Genomic DNA, 18,824 nt, shown 5'->3' with positions numbered 1-18,824 from the left:
CCTATGGCCTCGCGGCCATCGGCGCATGACTCGGGGCCAGCGTGGTTCGCTACACCTTCACTGTACGGAACTTTCATCCGCTTCCTTACGCCAGTTTTCATCGGCGCTTTCCCCTTGCCACCCTGCCCTACAACTTTCAAGAGGCTGGAAGCCTCTTCTACTTTTTTTTTCTAATGAACAATTTGCTTGTAATACAAATCGAATAGAACATCGAATTTGGGAGAGAAATCCCGGTCGTGGCATTCGAGGCAGAGTTCCTTGGGCGGAACGCGGCGGATGGGGCCGGATGCGGCGCCTTCGATGTGAGAAGAACCGGGGCCGTGGCAGGTTTCGCATTGGACGTTCAAAAAGCTTAGGGTTTCGGGATAGGATTGGAAGCCGGTTTTGCTTCCATAGCCGGTGACGCATCGGCTTAGCCATTGGGGAATCCATTGGCGGTTTTTATCCAGCAACAAATCGAAGGCGCGGGCGTGGACGGTTTGTTCCCATTGGTTGTATTGAGCTTCGTGACAGCCCCGGCAGGTCTTCGCTCCGACGTAGGAGTGGGAGGGATTTTCTTCCTCTTTGAAATTTTGCAGGGGAATGGGGCCGGAGATTTTGAGGTTCAATTCATCGATCATATTCTCGTAAGCCGTCTTAATATAGGCGCGCATGGCTTCGTTGCGCCATTGCGCATCGATGGTTTCGCGGGAATAAACCGCAGTTTCTATTCCCTTCCCCGGCGCAACGTCGAGAACGATTTTTCCAACCTGATATCCTTTTTGAGGAGCATTAGCTATATACGTTTCCCCTTGTTTTTCCAAATCCTGGCCTAGATCGAGGGTGATGGCCAGATCGATCTTCAATTCTTGATGCTGCGCCAGCCAGGATCGAACGAGATTGGATGGCTCGTAGGCCAGGAGAACAATGGCATCGGGATTTTCTTTTTCGCGAAGGATTCGAATCTGATCCGTTATTGTTTTATCCGCCGGGAGAATGGAAAATCCGCCAGCTCTCATAGTTCGGAAAGAGGATGCGCCGACGAAGCCGATTTTTACGCCGTCGCGGATAATGGCCGTTGACGGCGCCCAAAACGATTCATCGCCGAGTTCCAGATTGGAACTCAGAAGCATGGGAGAGACGCTTTGCGAAGCCAGATTTTTCAGATAAATTTGGCCTAATGCCAAATCCGGCGGGCCTAGGAGGGCTAGATCGTACTTTAGTTCTTTCATGGCGCCGAAATACGATTTTCCCGTTGCGGCGTCAATGGGCGCCGTCTCATTCGGCAAAAAGCCTCCGGCGTCGATAAGGATATAGGGGACATTCTCCGCCGCCAGTTTATCCAAATAGGCGGCGCGGGCTTCCAAGCCGCCCTGGTAATGGCCGGAACAACCGCAGCGTTCGAAGGAGGAATGCGTTTGACTGGTTGCGATCAAGACCACTTGATTGGCGGCGGCGTTAAGGATAAAGCAGAACGATAACGCGGCGGCGGAGAAAAAACGGATCATGAATTTATCTCAACCTCGCCGTTCTGCCGGGATAATGCTGGATGATGAGGGGATCGTCCTTGAGGGCGGGCCAGTGTTGTTCTTCGCTATGGGCGTTCTTCAGCGCTTCTTGAATCTCTTCCTCGCTGAAACCGTAATCCAGGGCGCGTCCGATGTTGGAGGAGGGCAAAAATCCGATTTTTGCGCCCTCCTTGCTATTGAAGAAGATGTAGCATTGCAATTGTTCTTTGCCGATAATGATCCCCAAGCGGCGATCGATGCCAATATCCAGGACATAATCGATCTGCGCGCCTCGGATATCTTGGTAAGGCTCGCGATGGTGCATAAGGAAATGAAGGCGGTCGCCGTCGGCGGCGGATAAGCCAGTAACGTATTGCCGATGATCGGGAAAGTATTTCATGAACTCCTTCACGCGTTCGTTCGTCAAAGCCAGGCGCTGATAAACAGCCGGATCGGCGCAGGAAGCGCGGGCTTTCATTTTTTTATAAAAAATCGCCGCCGACGGCAGAATGCCGCCGACGATGAACGCTATGGCCGCCGTCGGCCAAAAGGGAGTAACCAGAAAATAATAGGGATAAATGAATAATATAAAAGTGGATACGACGATCAGAATAATCGTATCTTTGCGGCGGGCGTTATCGGTGCGTTTTTCCCAATGAACCAACAAGTCGATAGGCCACCAGAAGAAAATCAACGCCAGGATGGAGAGATAAAATTCGAAAAACCATTTGGGAATCGTTCCCAATCCGGAAATATTGACTACGAGCATAAGCGCACAGATCGTAATCCCGCAACCGAAAATGAAAAGAAGGGAAACTGGAGAGAATTGTCTCATATTTCGTATTCGCCGCCATCGGATAAAATGAAGCCGTTCGGAGACCGCGCCTTCCGTCCCCCGCCGTTTATTATTAATAATAGAAAATCTCCGCCGGAGCGTCAATTCAACAGAAGGCGAAGGGATTATTATCTTGTTTCATTTATAGAGAGAAATGGCTATGAAACCGATCGATTGGAAAGAACGATTTTCCGCTCAGGGTAAACGGACGCCGCCGCCGGAGATCAGTTGGTTGATGGCGCAGGCGCTGGAAGTTCCCGGCTTGATCTCGCTGGCGGCGGGCTTCGTGGATCAAGAATCCCTGCCTCACGCCGAAATTTCGCCGCTAATCGCCAAGTTGATGAGCGCTCCTGTTTCCGGCCAGGCGGCGTTGCAATACGGAACGACGCTGGGCGATTTGGAATTGCGCCAGCATCTCTTGTCGCGGATGCGGCGGGAAGGAGTATTGCATCCAGCGGCGGAGATCGACGCATCCCAGATACTCCTCGGCTCCGGCTCGCAGCAGATTTTATACCTGGCGGCCGAGGTTCTACTGGATGAGGGAGATATAGTCCTATTGGAAGCGCCGACATATTTTGTCGTATTGGGAGCCATGAGAACGCGCGGCGTTCGGACGATCGGCGTCGATGTAGACGAAAACGGCCTGATTCCGGAAAAAGTGGCCGAATGCTTGGCGCGGCTGGAAGCGAATGGCGAAATCGGGCGAGTGAAAATGATTTACGCCATGTCCTACGCCACCAATCCGCAAGGCGTTACGCTAAGCGGCGGCCGGCGCAAGCGGCTGATGGAGATTTTAAACGATTATCGCGAGAAAGGGCATCCGATTTTGTTGTTGGAAGACGCCGCCTATCGCCGTCTCGTCTTCGACGATTATGCGCCCGCTCCCATCAAATCGCATGACGCCAATAACGACTTGGTTCTCTATACGGAATCTTTTTCCAAATCGTTGTCGCCGGGATTGCGGCTCGGTTTCTGCGCCGGTCCCAAAGCCCTGATCGACAAAATGGCCGATTTCAAAGGCAATCACGACTTCGGCAGTTCCAACCTATGCCAACAAATCATAAAGCGGATTCTGCTTTCGGGGCTATTCGACGAGCATACGCGGTTTTTGCGCCGCCGCTACGAACATAAGCGCGACCTGGTTTGGCGAATCCTGCAAGAGACCATGCCTCCAGAAGCGAAAGCGCTGAAAGCAAGCGGCGGTTTTTATACCTGGATTACTCTTCCTCCTTCCATAGATACGGGACCGGAGAGCGAGACGTTTCGGCAAGCGTTGAAAGAAAAAGTGCTATACGTTCCGGGATCTCTTTGCTATTCTTGCGATAGAGCCGAATCCCAGCGTTGCTCCAGCCTGCGCATTTCGTTCGGAATGATCGGCGAAGAGCCATTGCAGGAAGGCTGCGTCAGGCTGGCCCGCGCTTTGTCGCATAGCGCGGCGCTCATCGCCTGATCCATCATCCCGAAAGGCGAAATCGGCGAGTGAGCGTAGACATCAACGAAACCATCCTGATCGTAACCGGTTCGGAACTCCTGCCTGAGGAAAAAGACCGTCCTATCGCATACCTTCTTAAAGAGAAGATTGATGCGCGCGGGGCAACCCGCCATCAGCGGGCCATCGTCGTTTCCGACCGCTGGTATATGGAAAACGAATTGTTCCATATCTGCCCGGTCATTTTAGTCGGGGGTCCCGGCGTCAATGCGGCGGCGGCGGAAATCTATAAATCGATTCCCGTAGCCTGGTCGGACGAGGAGAGCGCCTTTGTCCAGATGGCGGAAAAAACGCCCGTCAAAGCGTCGCTTTGGGGCTTAAACCAGGAAGGAACTCTCAAAGCGGCGGATTCATTCCTGCAAAACGGCTATCTTGAATCGTTTTTATCCCTTTCCTGGAAATAGTAGAAAAGAAGGATGGATCGTGTTTTTTAACCCGTCTTTTTAACGGATATTACATATTGATGGATCAAAAGGCAGGGCGCCAGGGCAAGTCGTCATCCCAGCCTTGAAAGGCTGGGCTATTTTCAAATGCCCCTTTAAAGGGGCAAACGACAATAGCCTGCCGTTTCAACGGCGGGGCGGCAGAGTTTTTTTTCCTGTATTCGCCGAGAGCCTTTCCTCGGTAGGGGGGCTAACCACTAATCGCTGTTTATAGGTTCGAACGGCCTTTATTACTCTGGACGCTTCTCTTACCATTACTTCCATGAATATTGCGATTATCCGCCGAGCAAGCCCACTTATCCGTTTGGATCAGGCCATATAGAATGAACAAGAATTCCGTTTTTTCTCATCTGGACGAGCGCGGACAAGCCAAGATGGTGGATGTCGGCGCCAAGCCGCCTATGCGGAGAACCGCCGAAGCGGAAGGCTGGATTCGCATGGCGCCGGAAACGGTCGAAGCCATCCGCGCCGGTTCGCTTCCCAAAGGCGATGTCCTCTGCGCCGCCCGGATTGCGGGCATTCAGGCAGCCAAGCGCACGGACGAGTTGATTCCCTTATGCCACTCTTTGCCGCTGGATGCAGCGGCGGTGGAGTTCGAACTGGAGCGGGACGCCATCCGCATTGTCGCATCCGCTCGCTGCGTTGCGAAAACCGGCGTGGAGATGGAAGCATTGACGGCGGCGTCCATAGCGGCGCTGACGATCTACGACATGTGCAAATCGGCCGATAAAACTATGCGGATCGACGGTATTCGGTTATTGAAAAAAGAAAAATCCGAAATCGATTAATTAGAGGCTCTTGCAAAATTAATGAAATCCGTCTTAAAATTCTCCCCCCAAGATGGGGGGAGTTAGAGGGGGGTTGATTTTAATGGACTTACGTCAACCCCCTCCTAACCCAATGTCATTAAGTTAAGACATAACGTGACGAAATTCCATTCCCTCGCCCTCTGGGAGAGGGTTAGGGTGAGGGATTTTAAATTCAACAAATTCATGCTATTAGATTTGTTGATATTTTCGATTAAGGAATTAGTCTATCCTTAACTTAACGACATTGCCTCCTAACCTCCCCCAAACTTGGGGGAGGAATAAAGGAATTTTGCATGAGGCTCTCATCAAAACAAAAATTACGCATCATCGCCGCGGGAGGAACAATCGGGTGCTGGACATCAAACTGATACGAGAGAAAAAAGAATGGGTTGAAGAACAATTGCGCCGGAGAGACGCCGGCATTTCGTTAGATGAAATCGTCGAAATGGACGCCCGCCGCCGGGCGCTGCAAGCGGAAACGGATGAAAAACGGTCGCGGCAGAACATCGTCAGCAAGGAGATTCCCCAACGGAAAAAAGAGAAGCAAAACGTCGACGATCTTATGTTGGAGATGAAATCGCTTTCCGATGAAATCAAGCAAAAATCCGCCCAACTGCGCGAACTGGAAGACGCCCTATACGCCAAAGTCTCAGAGCTGCCCAATATCCCTCACGAATCCGTCCCTACCAATCCAGATAAAAAATTCAACGTGGAAGTCCGGTCGTTCGGGAAGAAAAAAGAACTCGGATTCAAACCGAAAAATCACCTGGAACTAGGGAAAATACACAATCTGCTCGATTTCGAGCGCGGGGCTAAAATCGCCGGTTCCCGCTTCCCTCTCTATATCGGCTGGGGCGCCGAGTTGGAATGGGCGCTGCTTAACTTCATGCGGGAACATCACCGTGATCGCGGTTATATTTCCATCATCCCGCCGTTTCTGCTCAACCGGGAGACGACGTTCGCTTCGGGCAACCTGCCCAAGTTCGAAGATCAACTCTATAAATGCAAGGACGATCCTTTTTATCTGCTTCCAACCAGCGAAGTACCCATGACCAGCCTCTACCGAGACGAAATCCTGGAAGAAGAGGTTCTTCCCCTTTACTATACCGCTCTTTCTCCTTGCTTTCGGCGGGAAGCGGGAGCGCCCGGCGTTGAAGAACGGGGACTGGTGCGGGTGCATCAGTTCAATAAGGTGGAGATGTACAAATTCACTACGCCGGAAAGCTCTTACGACGAACTGGAAAAATTGGTGAAGGACGCCGAGCATGTTTTAGAAGAATTGGAACTGCATTACCGCACGATGCTGCTGGTAACCGGAGACATCGGCAACCAATCGGCGAAAACCTACGACGTGGAAGTATGGCTTCCGGGGCAAAACTCTTATTACGAGGTCTCCTCGTGCAGCAATTGCGAAGACTATCAGGCGCGCCGGGGCAATATCCGTTATCGGCCTAAAAACGATAACAAACTGCGCTTCGTTCACACGCTGAACGGTTCGGGTCTGGCGACGCCGCGCCTGTTGGTCTCCATTCTGGAGAATAATCAACTGGAAGACGGAACTATTTTGATTCCTAAAGCTTTACATAAATACTTAGGCGGGAAAGAACGCCTCATACCAGGAGAGAAATAAATCCTTGAAAATCCGCTGCCTTTTTTTCGCATCTCTGCGGGAAAAAATTCAAACCGGCGAGATGGAATTGGAAATGGAGAAGGGGACGGCGAAAGACGCCGCCGACCTGCTGCGCTTGCTGCATCCCGGCGCCGCATCTGATTTCGACCGTCTGGCTATGGCTTTGAACGAGCGCTATTGCAAACCGGACGCGGAACTGACTGACGGCGATGTTCTCGCTTTCATTCCTCCCGTCAGCGGAGGCGGATCGTGATCCTCATACAGACGGAGGACTTTTCCGTAGACAAAACGGTGCAAACCCTCCGCAAAACCGGCGCTGGAGCCATCGTAACGTTTACGGGCGCCGTTAGAGAGACCAGCTATGAGGGAACGCCTGTCATCTCCGTTGAATGGGATGTTTACGAGCCGATGGCGTTAAAAGTCCTGGAAGCGATCCGCCGGGAAGCCATAGAGAAATTCGCGCTGACGGATGCGGCGATAACGCATCGCAAAGGCAGGCAGGCTCCGGGAGAAAACCTGGTGCTGATCGCCGCGGCGGCGGCTCATCGGCGCGATGCATTCCGGGGATGCGAATATATTATGGACGAAATCAAGAAACGCGCGCCCTTATGGAAAAAAGAACGTCTCGCAGATGGTAAAGAACGCTGGATCGAAGAGTAACTATTCCCCTCGCGATTCGTTAGCCTATTCTGGCCGTTTGAACTAGAAACATAAATCAACCGTAGCAATTAATGAACATAGAAAATGATGGGGCAAACGACGCGACCCATCTTACGATCATCCTATTCGATCGATAAAAAGGAGAATTAAATGTCTCGTTCTTCATGGTTTTACCTTATTATCATCCCCCTCGGATTCGTCTTCGCCGCGCCGTCGAGGGCGGAGGAAGCGTTTCTTTTGCAAAATAAATTCCATAAGGGCGAAGTGTGCTATTTGGTATACGCGGTCACGCAAGAAGGGGCCGTTACGATGAACAAATTGACGGCCGATGGAAAGCCCTCTTCGGAAAAAGAGCAACTGCCCATTCAAGGCGGCTTACAATCGGTTATGCGATTCGAGACGCTGAATGTGGATAACCAAGGCGAAGCGGTCGTCCAAGCCGAATTTTTGAAAATGGAAATGAACGATCCGATGCTGGGCGGCGGAAAAGCCATCGATTTGATATCCGATTGGGGAATGGGCGAAGAAAAGATCAAGATCAAAATCAACGCTTCCGGCAGCGTTTTCCATTATCTCCAAGAGCCGAACCAGCAAAAAATGAAATTGCAGGGAATGTCGGACGCCGGCCAATCGACGACGCAGCAAAATCCCTACTTGCGTTTTCCTGAAAAGGCGATTCCCATCGGCTATTCCTGGGTGGAGAGAAAGACAGTGCCTTTTACCGCCGCATCCAAAGAGATGGTTGTGGATTCGACCTACACCCTGGACAGCGTCTATCGAAGAGAAAACGAGACGATCGCCCGCATCTCCACTCAAACCAGCATGATGAACGAAAACGTTCAGGTCGATTCCGCCCAGTCAGGCCAGAACACGGGGCTGGTAAAATTGCAGTTTCAATTCAAGGAATACTCGTCAAAAGGCCAGGGGACATTGGAATTCAACCTGGACAAAGGACGGATTGAATCGATGAAAACCGAGTCGAATATGGTCATCGATTTGAGCGGAAAGACCAACATCAACGAAGCGGAATTGCCGTCGGAATTCGCGATGAAATTTAAAATCAACGCCTTCGTCAACGTAGACGAAAACAAACCCGCAGATTGATCGAAAAACAGAAAAGTAGGATGGGTCGCGTTTTTTGACCCATCGATAGAATGGCATCGAAAAAGTGATGGGTCAAACGACGCAACCCATCCTACGATATTAATGCTTTCATGAGAGTGTTTAGCGGCTACGGGCCAGTAAGGAGAATGGCGGGCCATGCTTCGCGTTGAGCCTGCCTTGCGCTTCTTTATGAAAATAGCCTATTTTCTTTTATTGTTTCCTTTATTCGTCGTTACCGGAGGCGCTTATGGCGGCGAGGCGATATCGATCCATAAAGCCAATTTTTATCTCTTCGAGAAGGAAGGAAAACCTTTTTTCCCCATCGGCGCTAACGCCGGATTCCTAATGAATCTCCGCCTGACGGACAAAGAAGCCGAACGCGACATCGCGGAATGGTCGGGGAATGGGATCAACGTCCTACGCATCGCCATAGACTCCGCGTTAAATTCCGGCGCGCTGTTAAGCGAAGTGGAAACCAGCGACGGCGAATTGACTTCCGCCGTTCTATCTCGATTGGATTTTCTGATCCACGCCGCCGAAAAAAGGGGAATGGCTGTTATATTGATTCTGTTCGATCTGCAATCCATGTCGGAAAACTGGGAGCATCATCCCTACAATCGAAGCCAAGGGGGCTGGCGCGCAAACCTATCCGATTTCTTCCTTCTGCAGAAATCCCGTTCGCAGGCGATTCGGCGGACGAAGCAGCTGACGGCGCGATATAAAAACCGCCCTATTCTCGCCTGGGAAATCGCAAGGGGCGCCGATGCGTGGAATTCGGAGGCGAAACCGGACAAGGAGACGATCTACTCTGCCCAGGTTTGGTTTGAAAGGATTGCTAAGGAGATAGAAACCAACGATCCGGGCAGATTGAAGTCGATCTCCTTTATGCCCAATACGCTGCCGACGGCCTTGCAGCCGGAACTCATGGGACTGGTTTCGCTGGCGGATTTCTTCTTGCTTCACATCCGGTCCAAAGACGCCTATGTGGCCGCTCAAAGCGCGTCGCAATATATCCAGATGGCGCGGGATTGCAAAAAACCGGTTTTTATCGGGGAATCCACGTGGACAGGTCGCGAAAACGAATATGAAGAATTTATCCGCAATATTTTTTGGTCGGCGGCGGCTTCCTGCAGCGGCTCGTTTCTAACGCCCATCGAAGGAAGAGATGGATTTCGCATCCCCGATTCCAGCCGAGCGCTTTGCGCTACGCTATTGGATTTTTTATCTTACGTGGAATTAGGCGGAAGACCTCGTCCCCCCTCCAAATCGCCGATTCAAGCCGAGCCGAAAGACGCGTGCTTGCTCGTGGAAAGCATGGCGGGAAACGACCGGATATTTTGGCTTTTGCGCAAAAAACCCGGATTGGGGCAAGTCCAATTAACGTTTCACACGATCGAGGGAATATACGAATATCAATGGTTCGATACGGAAAGCCGGGGAAAAGGCAGGAACAAGGAATTCCAACTGCGGCGGCAACAACTGATTTTGCAATCGCCCGAATTTATGCGGGACTGCCTGGGCATACTGCGTTTCAAGAAGTCTTTCGAGATCAAAAAAGAACCGAACCAACCGAAATGAACCTTCAGCCTTTTAAAAAACGAAGCGATACGAGGCAAAAAAAAGAGGTTAACAAAGAGGAATTCACCCGCCTCTTTTTGGATATCTCCGGCTTTTCGAATCGATCTTGGCGTTTGATCGCTCATCTTGATTTAGATATAAAACCTAAATTCCAGTCGCTCATTCCCGTATTCAACATGATGAAGATGCTGACAGCGGTTATCACCAATCCAATTCCGATAAACAACAACATCGTCTTGGCGCGTTTTACGCGATCTTCATCGCTGCGTTTTTTCAAATCCATGACCATCCGGTCCATTTTGGCCGTATACTCATCGACCTCGACAGCCGCTTGATTCATTTTTTTTATGGCTTTTGCAGACATGATTCTTTCTCCCTAACGATCTTTCTTGCTCGATGAATTGGAGCCAGACCATAGCGATTAACCTCATCCCTTTTAGTATTATCGGACAACTTTAATTATCCTTTACTATATTGTAACATAAAATTCAAGAATTGCAAGATATTTTTATAGGCTTTCTTCGTCTAAAACCGGTATACTCTTTCATAACTAAAAATAGCAAAGACCATTCCATGTAATATTTCAGCGAAATCAGCCTTTTCTACTTGAGATAAAGAGCCGAGAGAGGTAACGTTTCGCAGAAAAACTTTAGCAAAGACTCCATTCTCTAAGGCGCGAAAATAAAATCGATTTTTACTTGATAAAAAAGGATTTAAGCCTACATTTAATTATGTATTGAAAATCAATTCGCGCCGTAAAAACGATGCTTTCTTTTTAAGGCCGCGATGAAATCCATAGAATTGATATAAGAGTATCTCAACAGGATACTCTCTTGTCGTATCCCATGAAGGGGTATTTTTTATTGCCGCCCGGCAGAAATTGACTTCTTAACTCAATAGCGATTCTTGTAGGATGCCGAGGCGCAAAAGGCCGAATGGTAATCAACCGCTATGAATGCTGCGTATAATTGGAAATCAAATCACGAGCCGATCGAAAAAGAAAATTACGCTCCGGGCATGAGAATGATCGCTGGAATCATGTTGATCCTCACCCTGGCAGGCGCGTTTTGGGCGGGGATGTTTCCCATTCGCGGCGAAAACGATTGTTGGTGGCATCTTAAAACGGGGGAATATCTTTGGCAATATTTTTTACAAAATGGATTTCATTTCCCTCCCTATGACGTTTTTACCTTTACCGGCGAAAAAACGCCGTGGATCAACCACGAATGGCTATCGGATTTAATATTTTTCGCTGCTTATTCCGCAGGGGGGCTGCAAGGGGCCATCGTTTTTAAATCGATCATTCTTACCATAACTACCGCTTTATTAATACTTTACATGGCGCGCAACGGCGTAGGTTGGAAAATGGCGTGTTTGGGCGCCATCATCGTCATCCTCGCTTCTCATGGAACCTTATTCCTCCGGCCGCCCATATTCACCTACCTTTTTATTGTTATTTTTTTTCATATTATTCTTTCTTTTCAATTGGGCGAGCATTTTAAATTAGCGTTTGCCGCCGCTATTTTGGGCGAAATCGTATGGATCAATCTGCATGGCGGGGGAATTATCGGGATACTACTCATCTTTTTTTGGTGGCTCAGCGAATTGTGGTTTTGCCTGGTAACCTGGTTGAATGAAAATCCGACCGCGCCGTCGTTTCAACGTCTTTGGAAAAGTTCAATCATTTTATTGGCGGTTTTTCTCGCTTCTTTCGTCAATCCCTTCACTTATGAAGTGCATCTGCTTCCCGCAAAAGTGATGGAAGACCATTGGCTGCTGCGCAATCTGGGGGAAATGCAATCGCCGAACATGCACTACGCCAACGCCTTCGAGGCGATTCTGTTAGGGTTGCTGCTTTTGCCGATGTTGCGGGCGGGATCGATCTGGATTTATGAAGGATTGGCCATCGTATTTTTCGCGCATCAGGCGCTGAATCACCTGCGGCATATCCCTCTCTTCGCGCTAGTGGCGGTTCCGCCATTGATCAGCGCCTTCGCCGAGGAACGGCTGGCGCTTTTTCCCCAGACTGGAGACATTAAGGAGTATTCCCGCAGCATCTGGGGCAGGCTTTGTCTGCTCGTTTCATGGATTATGCGGCATCACATCGACGTTATCCTCGTTTTTATCCTTTTCGCTTACGTCTTCGGTTTGCGTCCGGGGAAAATCTGGTTGCAAAATTATCGCGATTTTCCCTATCTGGCGGAAGACGGTTACATCAAGGATCGTTATCCCGTTAACGCCGTCGATTTTCTTGTTTACTATAAGATTCCCGGCCCCATGTTCAACGACGACAATTTCGCGGGTTATTTAATTTATCGTTTATCGCCCGAAATTATGAAAATTTTCACCGACAGCCGTTTCGATATGTGGGGAAGTTACTATGCGAAGGAAAAAGTAGCCGTCTACAACGCTCTCGCTGTACCTTTCGGCGTCTACGACGATCATGGGCGCTGGACCGATATGGAATGGAGAAAAAATCAAATCGGCGAGTTTTTAAAAGACCATTCCAATTTCCCGGAATTGAAAGACTGGTTTGAGAGCGGTAAAGAGTATTGGGAGTATGTGCTCGACAAATATAAAATCAACTTTATCATCAGCTACGAACGGCAGCCCCTCGACTTATACTTGCGCAGCGAATTCAAGGGGTGGTATTTGATTTACGACGACGTCAAAGTCCTCCATAAATCGGGCGGATACGTCATTTACTTGCGAGATGCGCCAGAAAACCTTCCCTTGATCCGAAAACATGCGGTGATCCACCGCGAGCATATTCCTGAATGATGAATGATCCTAAAAACGGCAGTTGCGACGCAGAATTCTCCGTCGCAAGCCGTTCTAGGCCTTCCTGGCGATCCTGCTTGATTGGCGGTTCAGCCCATTTGCGGCAGCCATTTGGGGCGGGCAAGTATTTTTCCTTGCAGAAATTTCTGCAACGCCCAGCTCAAAATCAATCGCCACCGGTCTTGCCAATCCAACTGCTCTGCATTCCTCTTTAATTCGAGAAGAAACGCCGCCAACGATTGCAGTCGTTTCTGAATCCATGCCGTTTTGCTGTGGGCGTTGACGACGATCAGGGTCGATTGGCCTCCGGCGCCGGATTTGCCTAGTCCAGTATCCACGGCTCGTACAACAACGCTTCATAACCACGGCGCAAATGGGTTTGCAGCCATTTTTCGCAGGCGGCCTCCTCCACCCCTTGAAACGCCCGAGGCGCCGAGTCCTCGCTTACCACTCTCTTCATCCCCAACAATTCCGGATTGACCGCATCGAAACGAATGGCGTTGATGTGCGCATAGCGCGTATGGCCGGAGAGAATCGACAATAGAAGGATTCCCAACACGTCGGTTTTCGTAGGGGCGTTGGGACTCGCATACGTCAAGGGACAATCCTTGACCCAGGGATCAAATAAATCCCCCGTCTTCAAAAAATCGATATAAAACGACAACTGTCCCTACGCCGTCACCTTCCCTTGCTCGTCCCATTCTACATGGATTCGTCCCCAATACGTATCGACAATCAACGAGGTTTTTTCGTCTTCGCAGAGTATTAATCCCTTCTCACCCGCTGGGTGATTCATTTCTATTCGTCCTCTCCCCTATCCCCTCTATCTATCCTCTTTCCTTCATCTTGCATCCTATTATATTATCTTCAACTGCCGTTTTCAGGATGATGCTTGGTCAAAATGAAGAATTGATGCAATACCTGAGCGATATTTACCAAAGACAAAATGATAAAGAAGGCTTCTCATTGGAAGAGATGAAGCGTTTATTCGAGGATGATAAACAAGCCGAGAATTGATGCGGTGAAATCCAATTCTTGACGCCTATTTTTTCCGTTTCTTCAAAAAGTCCATAACCTCGTCATAGACGCCGCCGTCGTTGGCGTAGGCGGCGTAGTTCTTCGCCGTCGTCAGCCATTCTTTCGTCGTGGGCTTGTGGGAGGCGGCCGCTTTCTCGAAATCCTTCATGGTTACCGGTTCGATCTGGTTGGATTCGAGGCTTTTCATCATAGCCTCTTCGCAGGCTTTTTCGATAACCTCCCGCAGGTCGGCGCCGGAAAAATCCTCGCATTTCTTGGCGATTTTCACGAAGTCCACATTCTGCACCGGGCGGTTTCGGGAGTGGATAGTCAAGATTTCCGCGCGCGCCTGCAAGTCCGGCGGGGCAACGAAAATCACTCGGTCGAAGCGTCCCGGACGCCGCAGCGCCGGGTCGACGTGCCAAGGCGCGTTGGTGGCGCCGATGACCAGGATGTTGTCGTTTTGCGTTTGATATCCGTCCATTTCGGCGAGCAATTGGCTGACGAGCGTTTTGCCCGGAGTTTCCCGCATCCGGTTGCGCACGCCGCCGATGGCGTCCAGTTCGTCGAAGAAAATAATGGCGGGCGTATGGCTGCGCGCCTGGTTGAACAATTCGCTGAGCCGCTTCTCGCTTTCGCCGAACCACATATCCAGCACGTCGCTGATTTCCACGCAGATGAAATGGGCGTTGCATTCTCCCGCCGTGGCGCGGGCGATGTGCGTCTTGCCGCAGCCGGGCGGGCCATAGAGCAGGATGCCTCCGCCGGTCTTTTTGCCGTAGGCTTTAAAAATCTCCGGATTTTGAAAGGGAAGAATGATCTTGCGCCGGATCGTCTCTTTCAAATCCGATAGGCCGCCGACGTCCTTGAACGTGACGGCGGGACTTTCGAAATCGAAGGCGGATTCCTGCGCTTCCGGCGTTCGATGGATGCGCAGAACGCTCTTCGGCTTCTCGCCGCAGGGATAAAGTTCCGCCCGTTCGGCGTCGTTTTGCAGATCGGAGTCTTGATCGACGGCGATTTCATAGTGCTTACGCGCCGTTTCCAGGTCGCCCATTTCCTTCAAGGCTTTATAGAGAAGATAGTTGCCTTGGGCGTGGCGCCGGTTCTTGTCCAACGCGGCGCGGCAGGCCGCCGCTGCCTTTTCCCAGCGCGCCAACGCCAGGGCGCAGCGCGCTAGTCCCAAGAAATGCTCAATGTTGGCGGCATCCGCTCCGCAAAGAAAGCTGTAATGCTCGAACGCCTCGTCCCACCGCAGCATCTCTTCGCAGAGTTTCGCGACTTCTTTACGCAAAGGGATATTTTCGGGACTGAATCGCAGCGCCTCCGTCAACGCGGATAGCCGCTCTTTGCTTTTATCGTTCATGATCCTACTTTCGCTTCTTTTCTTTATTGGTAATTATTTAGCCGAGTGAAGAAGATTCCCTGCCCAAGATGTGGTGGGATTAAGAGTGGGGTTGACAGGATGAACCGACAACCCCCTCTTAATCTCCCCCAACTTGGGGGAGAAATAGAGAGAAATTCATGGATTTTCTCATAAAACTGCACTCGATTCTTCATTTGGCTAAATCGTTACCTTTATTGAATAATCGTTCGGCGGGACAGCCAAGTTCCCGCTGGCGGCAATACTTGCAAGCCAGCGAACCTCTAACGACTCCATTTCCTGGGAAACTCAGAAGAAATAGCGCCGCCATCCAAACCAAAATCATCCAATGATATCTAAGGAACAATAAGACGATTCCGCCTATAAATGGGAAGACGAAAACCATTAAGTCCGGCAGAAGGTCTTTCCAGGTTATTTCCCGCTCGCCGAATTTTTGCGATTCGTTTTTCTTCATGAAAAAGGAGCATAATCTCCCTTTTCCAAAGCAGCAGGTTTTCCCGTAATAATAGCATTTCGCGCAACTGCCTCGCAGAAGTCTGAATTCCATCCATACGCAATACGCCAAGTAAAGAACGGCGTATATCGCTCCAAGTTCGTATAGGAGGATGATTCCCAAAGCATAGATGGCCAATGAAAGCGAATTGGAGACGAGAACCATCCACAAAGGATAATTTTCAAAAACCATTCCTTTTTCCATCTTCTATATCCTCCTCATTCATACAATCTATTTCGAGTAGAGGCGAAAGAATCCTTTACTTGATCCATCCGCGCCGGGCGCAAAAATTGAATAAGGGATCGGCGATCCAGGTATAGATGCAGAATAAAATATAGAGGACGACAAGAATCAATACCGCCGTATCGGCAAGGGGATGGCGGTCGAAAAACTCCGGCATCTTCTGCCGCATCGTCGTAATGGCGTTGATAAGAATCCACAATCCAAAAATCAAAAAAAACGCTTTCGTCCGCCCTAAGCGCTTCAGCGAAAGCGACCATCGCCAAAAAAGATAATAGAGACGATGCCTTGACTTGACCGATTGCAAATAGAGTTCCTGCGCGTAGGGATTGTTCGGCTCGAGCCGCAGCGATTCCCGCAACTCGATCGCCGCTTTGTCCGCCTGGTTGCGGTGCAAGTAAGCCATTCCCATTCCCGCGTGGGAACCGGAGGATTCGGGATTGATCGCCAGCGCCCGTTGGAACGTCGCCTGCGCCACGTCCACGTCGAATTCTTCCATGTTCAAATGTCCCAACAGCCGCAGGGCTTCCACGTTTTCGGGATCGAACCGCAGCGCGTTGCGGGCGATCTTTTTCGCTTTGTCCATTTGGCCGTTGCGGTAAAGCAGCCAGGCGTAGGCGGCGTGGAAATCGGCGCAGACGGGCAGAAGATGGATGGCGCGCAAATACTCCCTCTCCGCTCCTCCGTCCCGCTGGGAGTCTTGCAAAATCATCCCGTAAACGTAATGGCTGTAAGCGTTGTCGGGATCGAGGGTCAGAGCGTTGCGGACATGTAGCTCGGCGATCGGATAATTCGCCAGCATGGCGTAGGCCAACGCCATCAGGCATTCCGCTTCCGCCGATTGCGGATCCTCCGCCAAGGCGGCTTGCAGCTCGTCGATGGCCGCCTCTGGCCGCTCCAAATCGAGCAACGCGCGTCCGCGTTCGATATGTCCGCTGGGGCGCTCGTAGGAAATTTCCATTATCGTCTATAGGCTCCTGACCGTTTCGAGAATCGCGCGAAGAATAAACCGGAAAGCTTCGAAAACGATAAGCAAAGCGACAGCCATTTTCCATACCGTCTGCGGCCGTCCTCCCGCCATGAGAAACCAATCGTAATCCCGTTTTTGCAGCGTAAAGGCGGCGATGCCCAAGAGAATGAAAAGAACTTTCAGTAGATATACGAATGTTTGTCCGATTTCCAATCCTATCCATTGCGCCATATCCGGACAAACCTGTATGGAGACCCATACGACCATGGGCGCTAACAGGATGGAGGCGGAGAGATGGATCCACTTCCGCAACTGGAAAAAATTATAAGCAATAGGAATGACGGAAAAAAACAAGAAAAAAAACCCGAAAAAAGGGAGCGTCGCCGGATTGTAGATTCTCCTGGCAATGCTCAACCGCGTCTGTTTCGATAGAGAGGGAGAATATAAATTTCCATCCAACTCGAAATAAGGACTTTCTTCTCTGAAAAGTTCGTCTTTGATTTCGTTATTCATGAATCGTCTCTTTTGGCCGATAGTCCATCACTCTTATAAAACACCAGAGTAGAAGAGGCTTCCAGCCTCTTGTAGGGAAAGAGCCAAGATGGCACAGAGGGGGTTGAAGATTTCTCGGTCGCTGCGCTCCCTCGAAATGACATGGCGCGATGTCGGGCGCGGCGGGGAAAAATCGTTAATCATGGTCTTTCTCCTGCTGCCACTCTGTCATGCTGCGACTCTGTCATTTCGAACGATAGCGAGAAATCCTTCCCCACGCGGGTCTACTTTTTCTGCCTGATTTAGCCCGCGAATCGCGGGTGGGATGCTCCTAAATAATACGCCGATCGCTGAAAACCGCCAAGCGGCGGCGTTGCGTTTATCCTTTTCTTATTCGATAAAGCAAGGCAAAATGGGAGCATCAAATTATGCGAGGGAAATAGAATGAACCTGCAACGTCCCATTTTCTTTTGCATCGCCTTCCGTTTGCTCGCGGCGTCATCGGTTGGATTCGCCGCCGAACAGGATCCCTTGAAGCATGTCGTCCATTTCAGCCCTCCTTGTACGGGAATCTACCTCGGCAGCCCTACTCTCGTGCGATTGGACAACGGCGATATTCTGGCGGCGATGGATCAATTCGGCCCCGGCGCGCCTCGCTCTTCGGCAACGGGGAGAAATAATATGGGCCTTCTTTTCCGGTCTAAGAATAACGGCGAAACCTGGCGTTTCGTTACTTGCTTCGAAACCGATTTTTGGGCCAGTTTGTTTATTCATAAAGGCGCCGTCTATTATCTCGGCTGCTCGGAAGAGTATGGCTCCATCGTTATCCGCAAAAGCGAAGACAACGGCGAAACCTGGACCAAACCCATAGATGCGGAAACCGGGCTTCTCTTTTCCGGAACGGGAGGCCAGCCCGACGGCCCTAACTACCATTGCGCTCCCATGCCCGTTGTCGAGCATAAGGGACGCCTTTATCGCGCCTTCGAGAATTGCGCTCCGCCCAGCTGGCCGGCGGGATTCCGCGCTTTGGTTATTTCGGCGGATGCGGACGCCGACCTGCTCAAAGCCTCCTCTTGGATCATGAGCAACCACTTGATCTACGACCAGGAGACCGATCCTCCCGAATTCGCCAAGGGCGCGGAACATCTTCCCGGCGGCAAAGCGGCGGGATGGCTGGAAGGCAACATCGTCATCGCTCCCGACGGACGCATGTTCGATATTCTGCGCGCCAATTCCCTGCCCGTCGCCGACCGCGCCGCGATGGTTCTCGTGGAGGATAAAGGGAGGAAAGTCAGTTTCGATCCCAAGACCGGCTTCATCGAATTTCCCGGCGGCATGTCGAAATTCTCCATCCGCCGCGATCCCCAAACCGGCGTTTATTGGACTCTCGCCAATAACAATACCAATCCCGC

The 18,824-nt window shown here is 50.7% G+C and carries 20 protein-coding genes; 10 read left to right on the top strand and 10 right to left on the bottom strand.

The genetic code is table 11. The features are described from left to right. Nucleotides 1–170 precede the first annotated feature (170 nt). The gene (locus AB1656_08545) at nucleotides 171–1,487 is read right to left on the bottom strand and encodes a multiheme c-type cytochrome (GenBank protein MEW6235418.1); all 1,317 of its coding nucleotides are present in this window, start codon (nucleotides 1,485–1,487) and stop codon (nucleotides 171–173) included. 4 nt (nucleotides 1,488–1,491) lie between these two features. After that, nucleotides 1,492–2,256, bottom strand: coding sequence for a hypothetical protein (locus AB1656_08540; protein MEW6235417.1), 765 nt, complete (start codon nucleotides 2,254–2,256; stop codon nucleotides 1,492–1,494). A 226-nt stretch (nucleotides 2,257–2,482) separates the two neighbouring features. Between AB1656_08540 and AB1656_08535 the strand changes: the two genes are divergently transcribed. The 8 genes from AB1656_08535 (at nucleotide 2,483) to AB1656_08500 (ending at nucleotide 10,035) form a co-directional block, all read left to right on the top strand. Then, on the top strand, nucleotides 2,483–3,772 hold the full coding sequence (locus AB1656_08535; protein MEW6235416.1) for a PLP-dependent aminotransferase family protein: 1,290 nt from the start codon (nucleotides 2,483–2,485) through the stop codon (nucleotides 3,770–3,772). Nucleotides 3,773–3,801: 29 nt separating this feature from the next. Beyond that, a complete protein-coding gene (locus AB1656_08530; protein ID MEW6235415.1) occupies nucleotides 3,802–4,215 on the top strand; it encodes a hypothetical protein in 414 nt (137 codons plus the stop codon). 362 nt (nucleotides 4,216–4,577) lie between these two features. Further along, nucleotides 4,578–5,042: a cyclic pyranopterin monophosphate synthase MoaC gene (gene moaC, locus AB1656_08525; protein MEW6235414.1), complete on the top strand. Its 465-nt coding sequence runs from the start codon at nucleotides 4,578–4,580 to the stop codon at nucleotides 5,040–5,042. Nucleotides 5,043–5,412: 370 nt separating this feature from the next. Continuing rightward, on the top strand, nucleotides 5,413–6,693 hold the full coding sequence (gene serS, locus AB1656_08520) for a serine--tRNA ligase (protein ID MEW6235413.1): 1,281 nt from the start codon (nucleotides 5,413–5,415) through the stop codon (nucleotides 6,691–6,693). A 4-nt stretch (nucleotides 6,694–6,697) separates the two neighbouring features. Beyond that, complete coding sequence (gene moaD / locus AB1656_08515) at nucleotides 6,698–6,946, top strand: molybdopterin converting factor subunit 1 (GenBank protein MEW6235412.1); 249 nt, start codon at nucleotides 6,698–6,700, stop codon at nucleotides 6,944–6,946. Beyond that, nucleotides 6,943–7,353: a molybdenum cofactor biosynthesis protein MoaE gene (locus tag AB1656_08510; GenBank protein ID MEW6235411.1), complete on the top strand. Its 411-nt coding sequence runs from the start codon at nucleotides 6,943–6,945 to the stop codon at nucleotides 7,351–7,353. The genes moaD and AB1656_08510 overlap by 4 nt, the downstream gene beginning before the upstream one ends. Before the next feature lie 150 nt (nucleotides 7,354–7,503). After that, entirely contained in the window at nucleotides 7,504–8,457 is a 954-nt protein-coding gene (locus tag AB1656_08505; GenBank protein MEW6235410.1) for a hypothetical protein, read from the top strand. Nucleotides 8,458–8,613: 156 nt separating this feature from the next. Next, complete coding sequence (locus tag AB1656_08500) at nucleotides 8,614–10,035, top strand: DUF4038 domain-containing protein (GenBank protein MEW6235409.1); 1,422 nt, start codon at nucleotides 8,614–8,616, stop codon at nucleotides 10,033–10,035. A 121-nt stretch (nucleotides 10,036–10,156) separates the two neighbouring features. Here AB1656_08500 and AB1656_08495 read toward each other — a convergent pair whose 3' ends face one another. Further along, a complete protein-coding gene (locus AB1656_08495) occupies nucleotides 10,157–10,399 on the bottom strand; it encodes a hypothetical protein (GenBank protein ID MEW6235408.1) in 243 nt (80 codons plus the stop codon). A 587-nt stretch (nucleotides 10,400–10,986) separates the two neighbouring features. Here AB1656_08495 and AB1656_08490 point away from each other — a divergent pair. Further along, nucleotides 10,987–12,816 carry a hypothetical protein gene (locus AB1656_08490; GenBank protein MEW6235407.1) on the top strand — a complete coding sequence of 610 codons (1,830 nt, stop codon included), beginning with the start codon at nucleotides 10,987–10,989 and terminating at the stop codon, nucleotides 12,814–12,816. 89 nt (nucleotides 12,817–12,905) lie between these two features. Here the strand turns inward: AB1656_08490 and AB1656_08485 are convergent, their stop codons facing one another. The 7 genes from AB1656_08485 to AB1656_08455 form a co-directional block, all read right to left on the bottom strand. Continuing rightward, complete coding sequence (locus AB1656_08485; protein ID MEW6235406.1) at nucleotides 12,906–13,154, bottom strand: hypothetical protein; 249 nt, start codon at nucleotides 13,152–13,154, stop codon at nucleotides 12,906–12,908. After that, nucleotides 13,139–13,480, bottom strand: coding sequence for a hypothetical protein (locus AB1656_08480; protein MEW6235405.1), 342 nt, complete (start codon nucleotides 13,478–13,480; stop codon nucleotides 13,139–13,141). Before AB1656_08480 ends, AB1656_08485 begins: the two co-directional genes overlap by 16 nt. Before the next feature lie 6 nt (nucleotides 13,481–13,486). Further along, nucleotides 13,487–13,612, bottom strand: a complete 126-nt coding sequence (locus tag AB1656_08475; GenBank protein ID MEW6235404.1) for a hypothetical protein — start codon at nucleotides 13,610–13,612, stop codon at nucleotides 13,487–13,489. A gap of 246 nt (nucleotides 13,613–13,858) precedes the next feature. Next, a complete protein-coding gene (locus AB1656_08470; GenBank protein MEW6235403.1) occupies nucleotides 13,859–15,199 on the bottom strand; it encodes an AAA family ATPase in 1,341 nt (446 codons plus the stop codon). Between the two features lie 190 nt (nucleotides 15,200–15,389). Further along, complete coding sequence (locus AB1656_08465) at nucleotides 15,390–15,914, bottom strand: hypothetical protein (protein MEW6235402.1); 525 nt, start codon at nucleotides 15,912–15,914, stop codon at nucleotides 15,390–15,392. Nucleotides 15,915–15,969: 55 nt separating this feature from the next. After that, nucleotides 15,970–16,911, bottom strand: a complete 942-nt coding sequence (locus AB1656_08460) for a tetratricopeptide repeat protein (GenBank protein ID MEW6235401.1) — start codon at nucleotides 16,909–16,911, stop codon at nucleotides 15,970–15,972. Between the two features lie 6 nt (nucleotides 16,912–16,917). After that, a complete protein-coding gene (locus AB1656_08455) occupies nucleotides 16,918–17,433 on the bottom strand; it encodes a hypothetical protein (protein ID MEW6235400.1) in 516 nt (171 codons plus the stop codon). Between the two features lie 423 nt (nucleotides 17,434–17,856). Here AB1656_08455 and AB1656_08450 point away from each other — a divergent pair. Beyond that, the coding region (locus tag AB1656_08450) for a sialidase family protein (protein MEW6235399.1) at nucleotides 17,857–18,824 on the top strand (968 nt) is incomplete at its 3' end.

Source organism: Candidatus Omnitrophota bacterium (assembly GCA_040755155.1).
In the GTDB taxonomy this organism is placed as follows: domain Bacteria; phylum Hinthialibacterota; class Hinthialibacteria; order Hinthialibacterales; family Hinthialibacteraceae; genus JBFMBP01.
The sequence above is the reverse complement of the archived record's forward strand: the minus strand, read 5'-3'. Positions and strand labels throughout refer to the sequence as shown.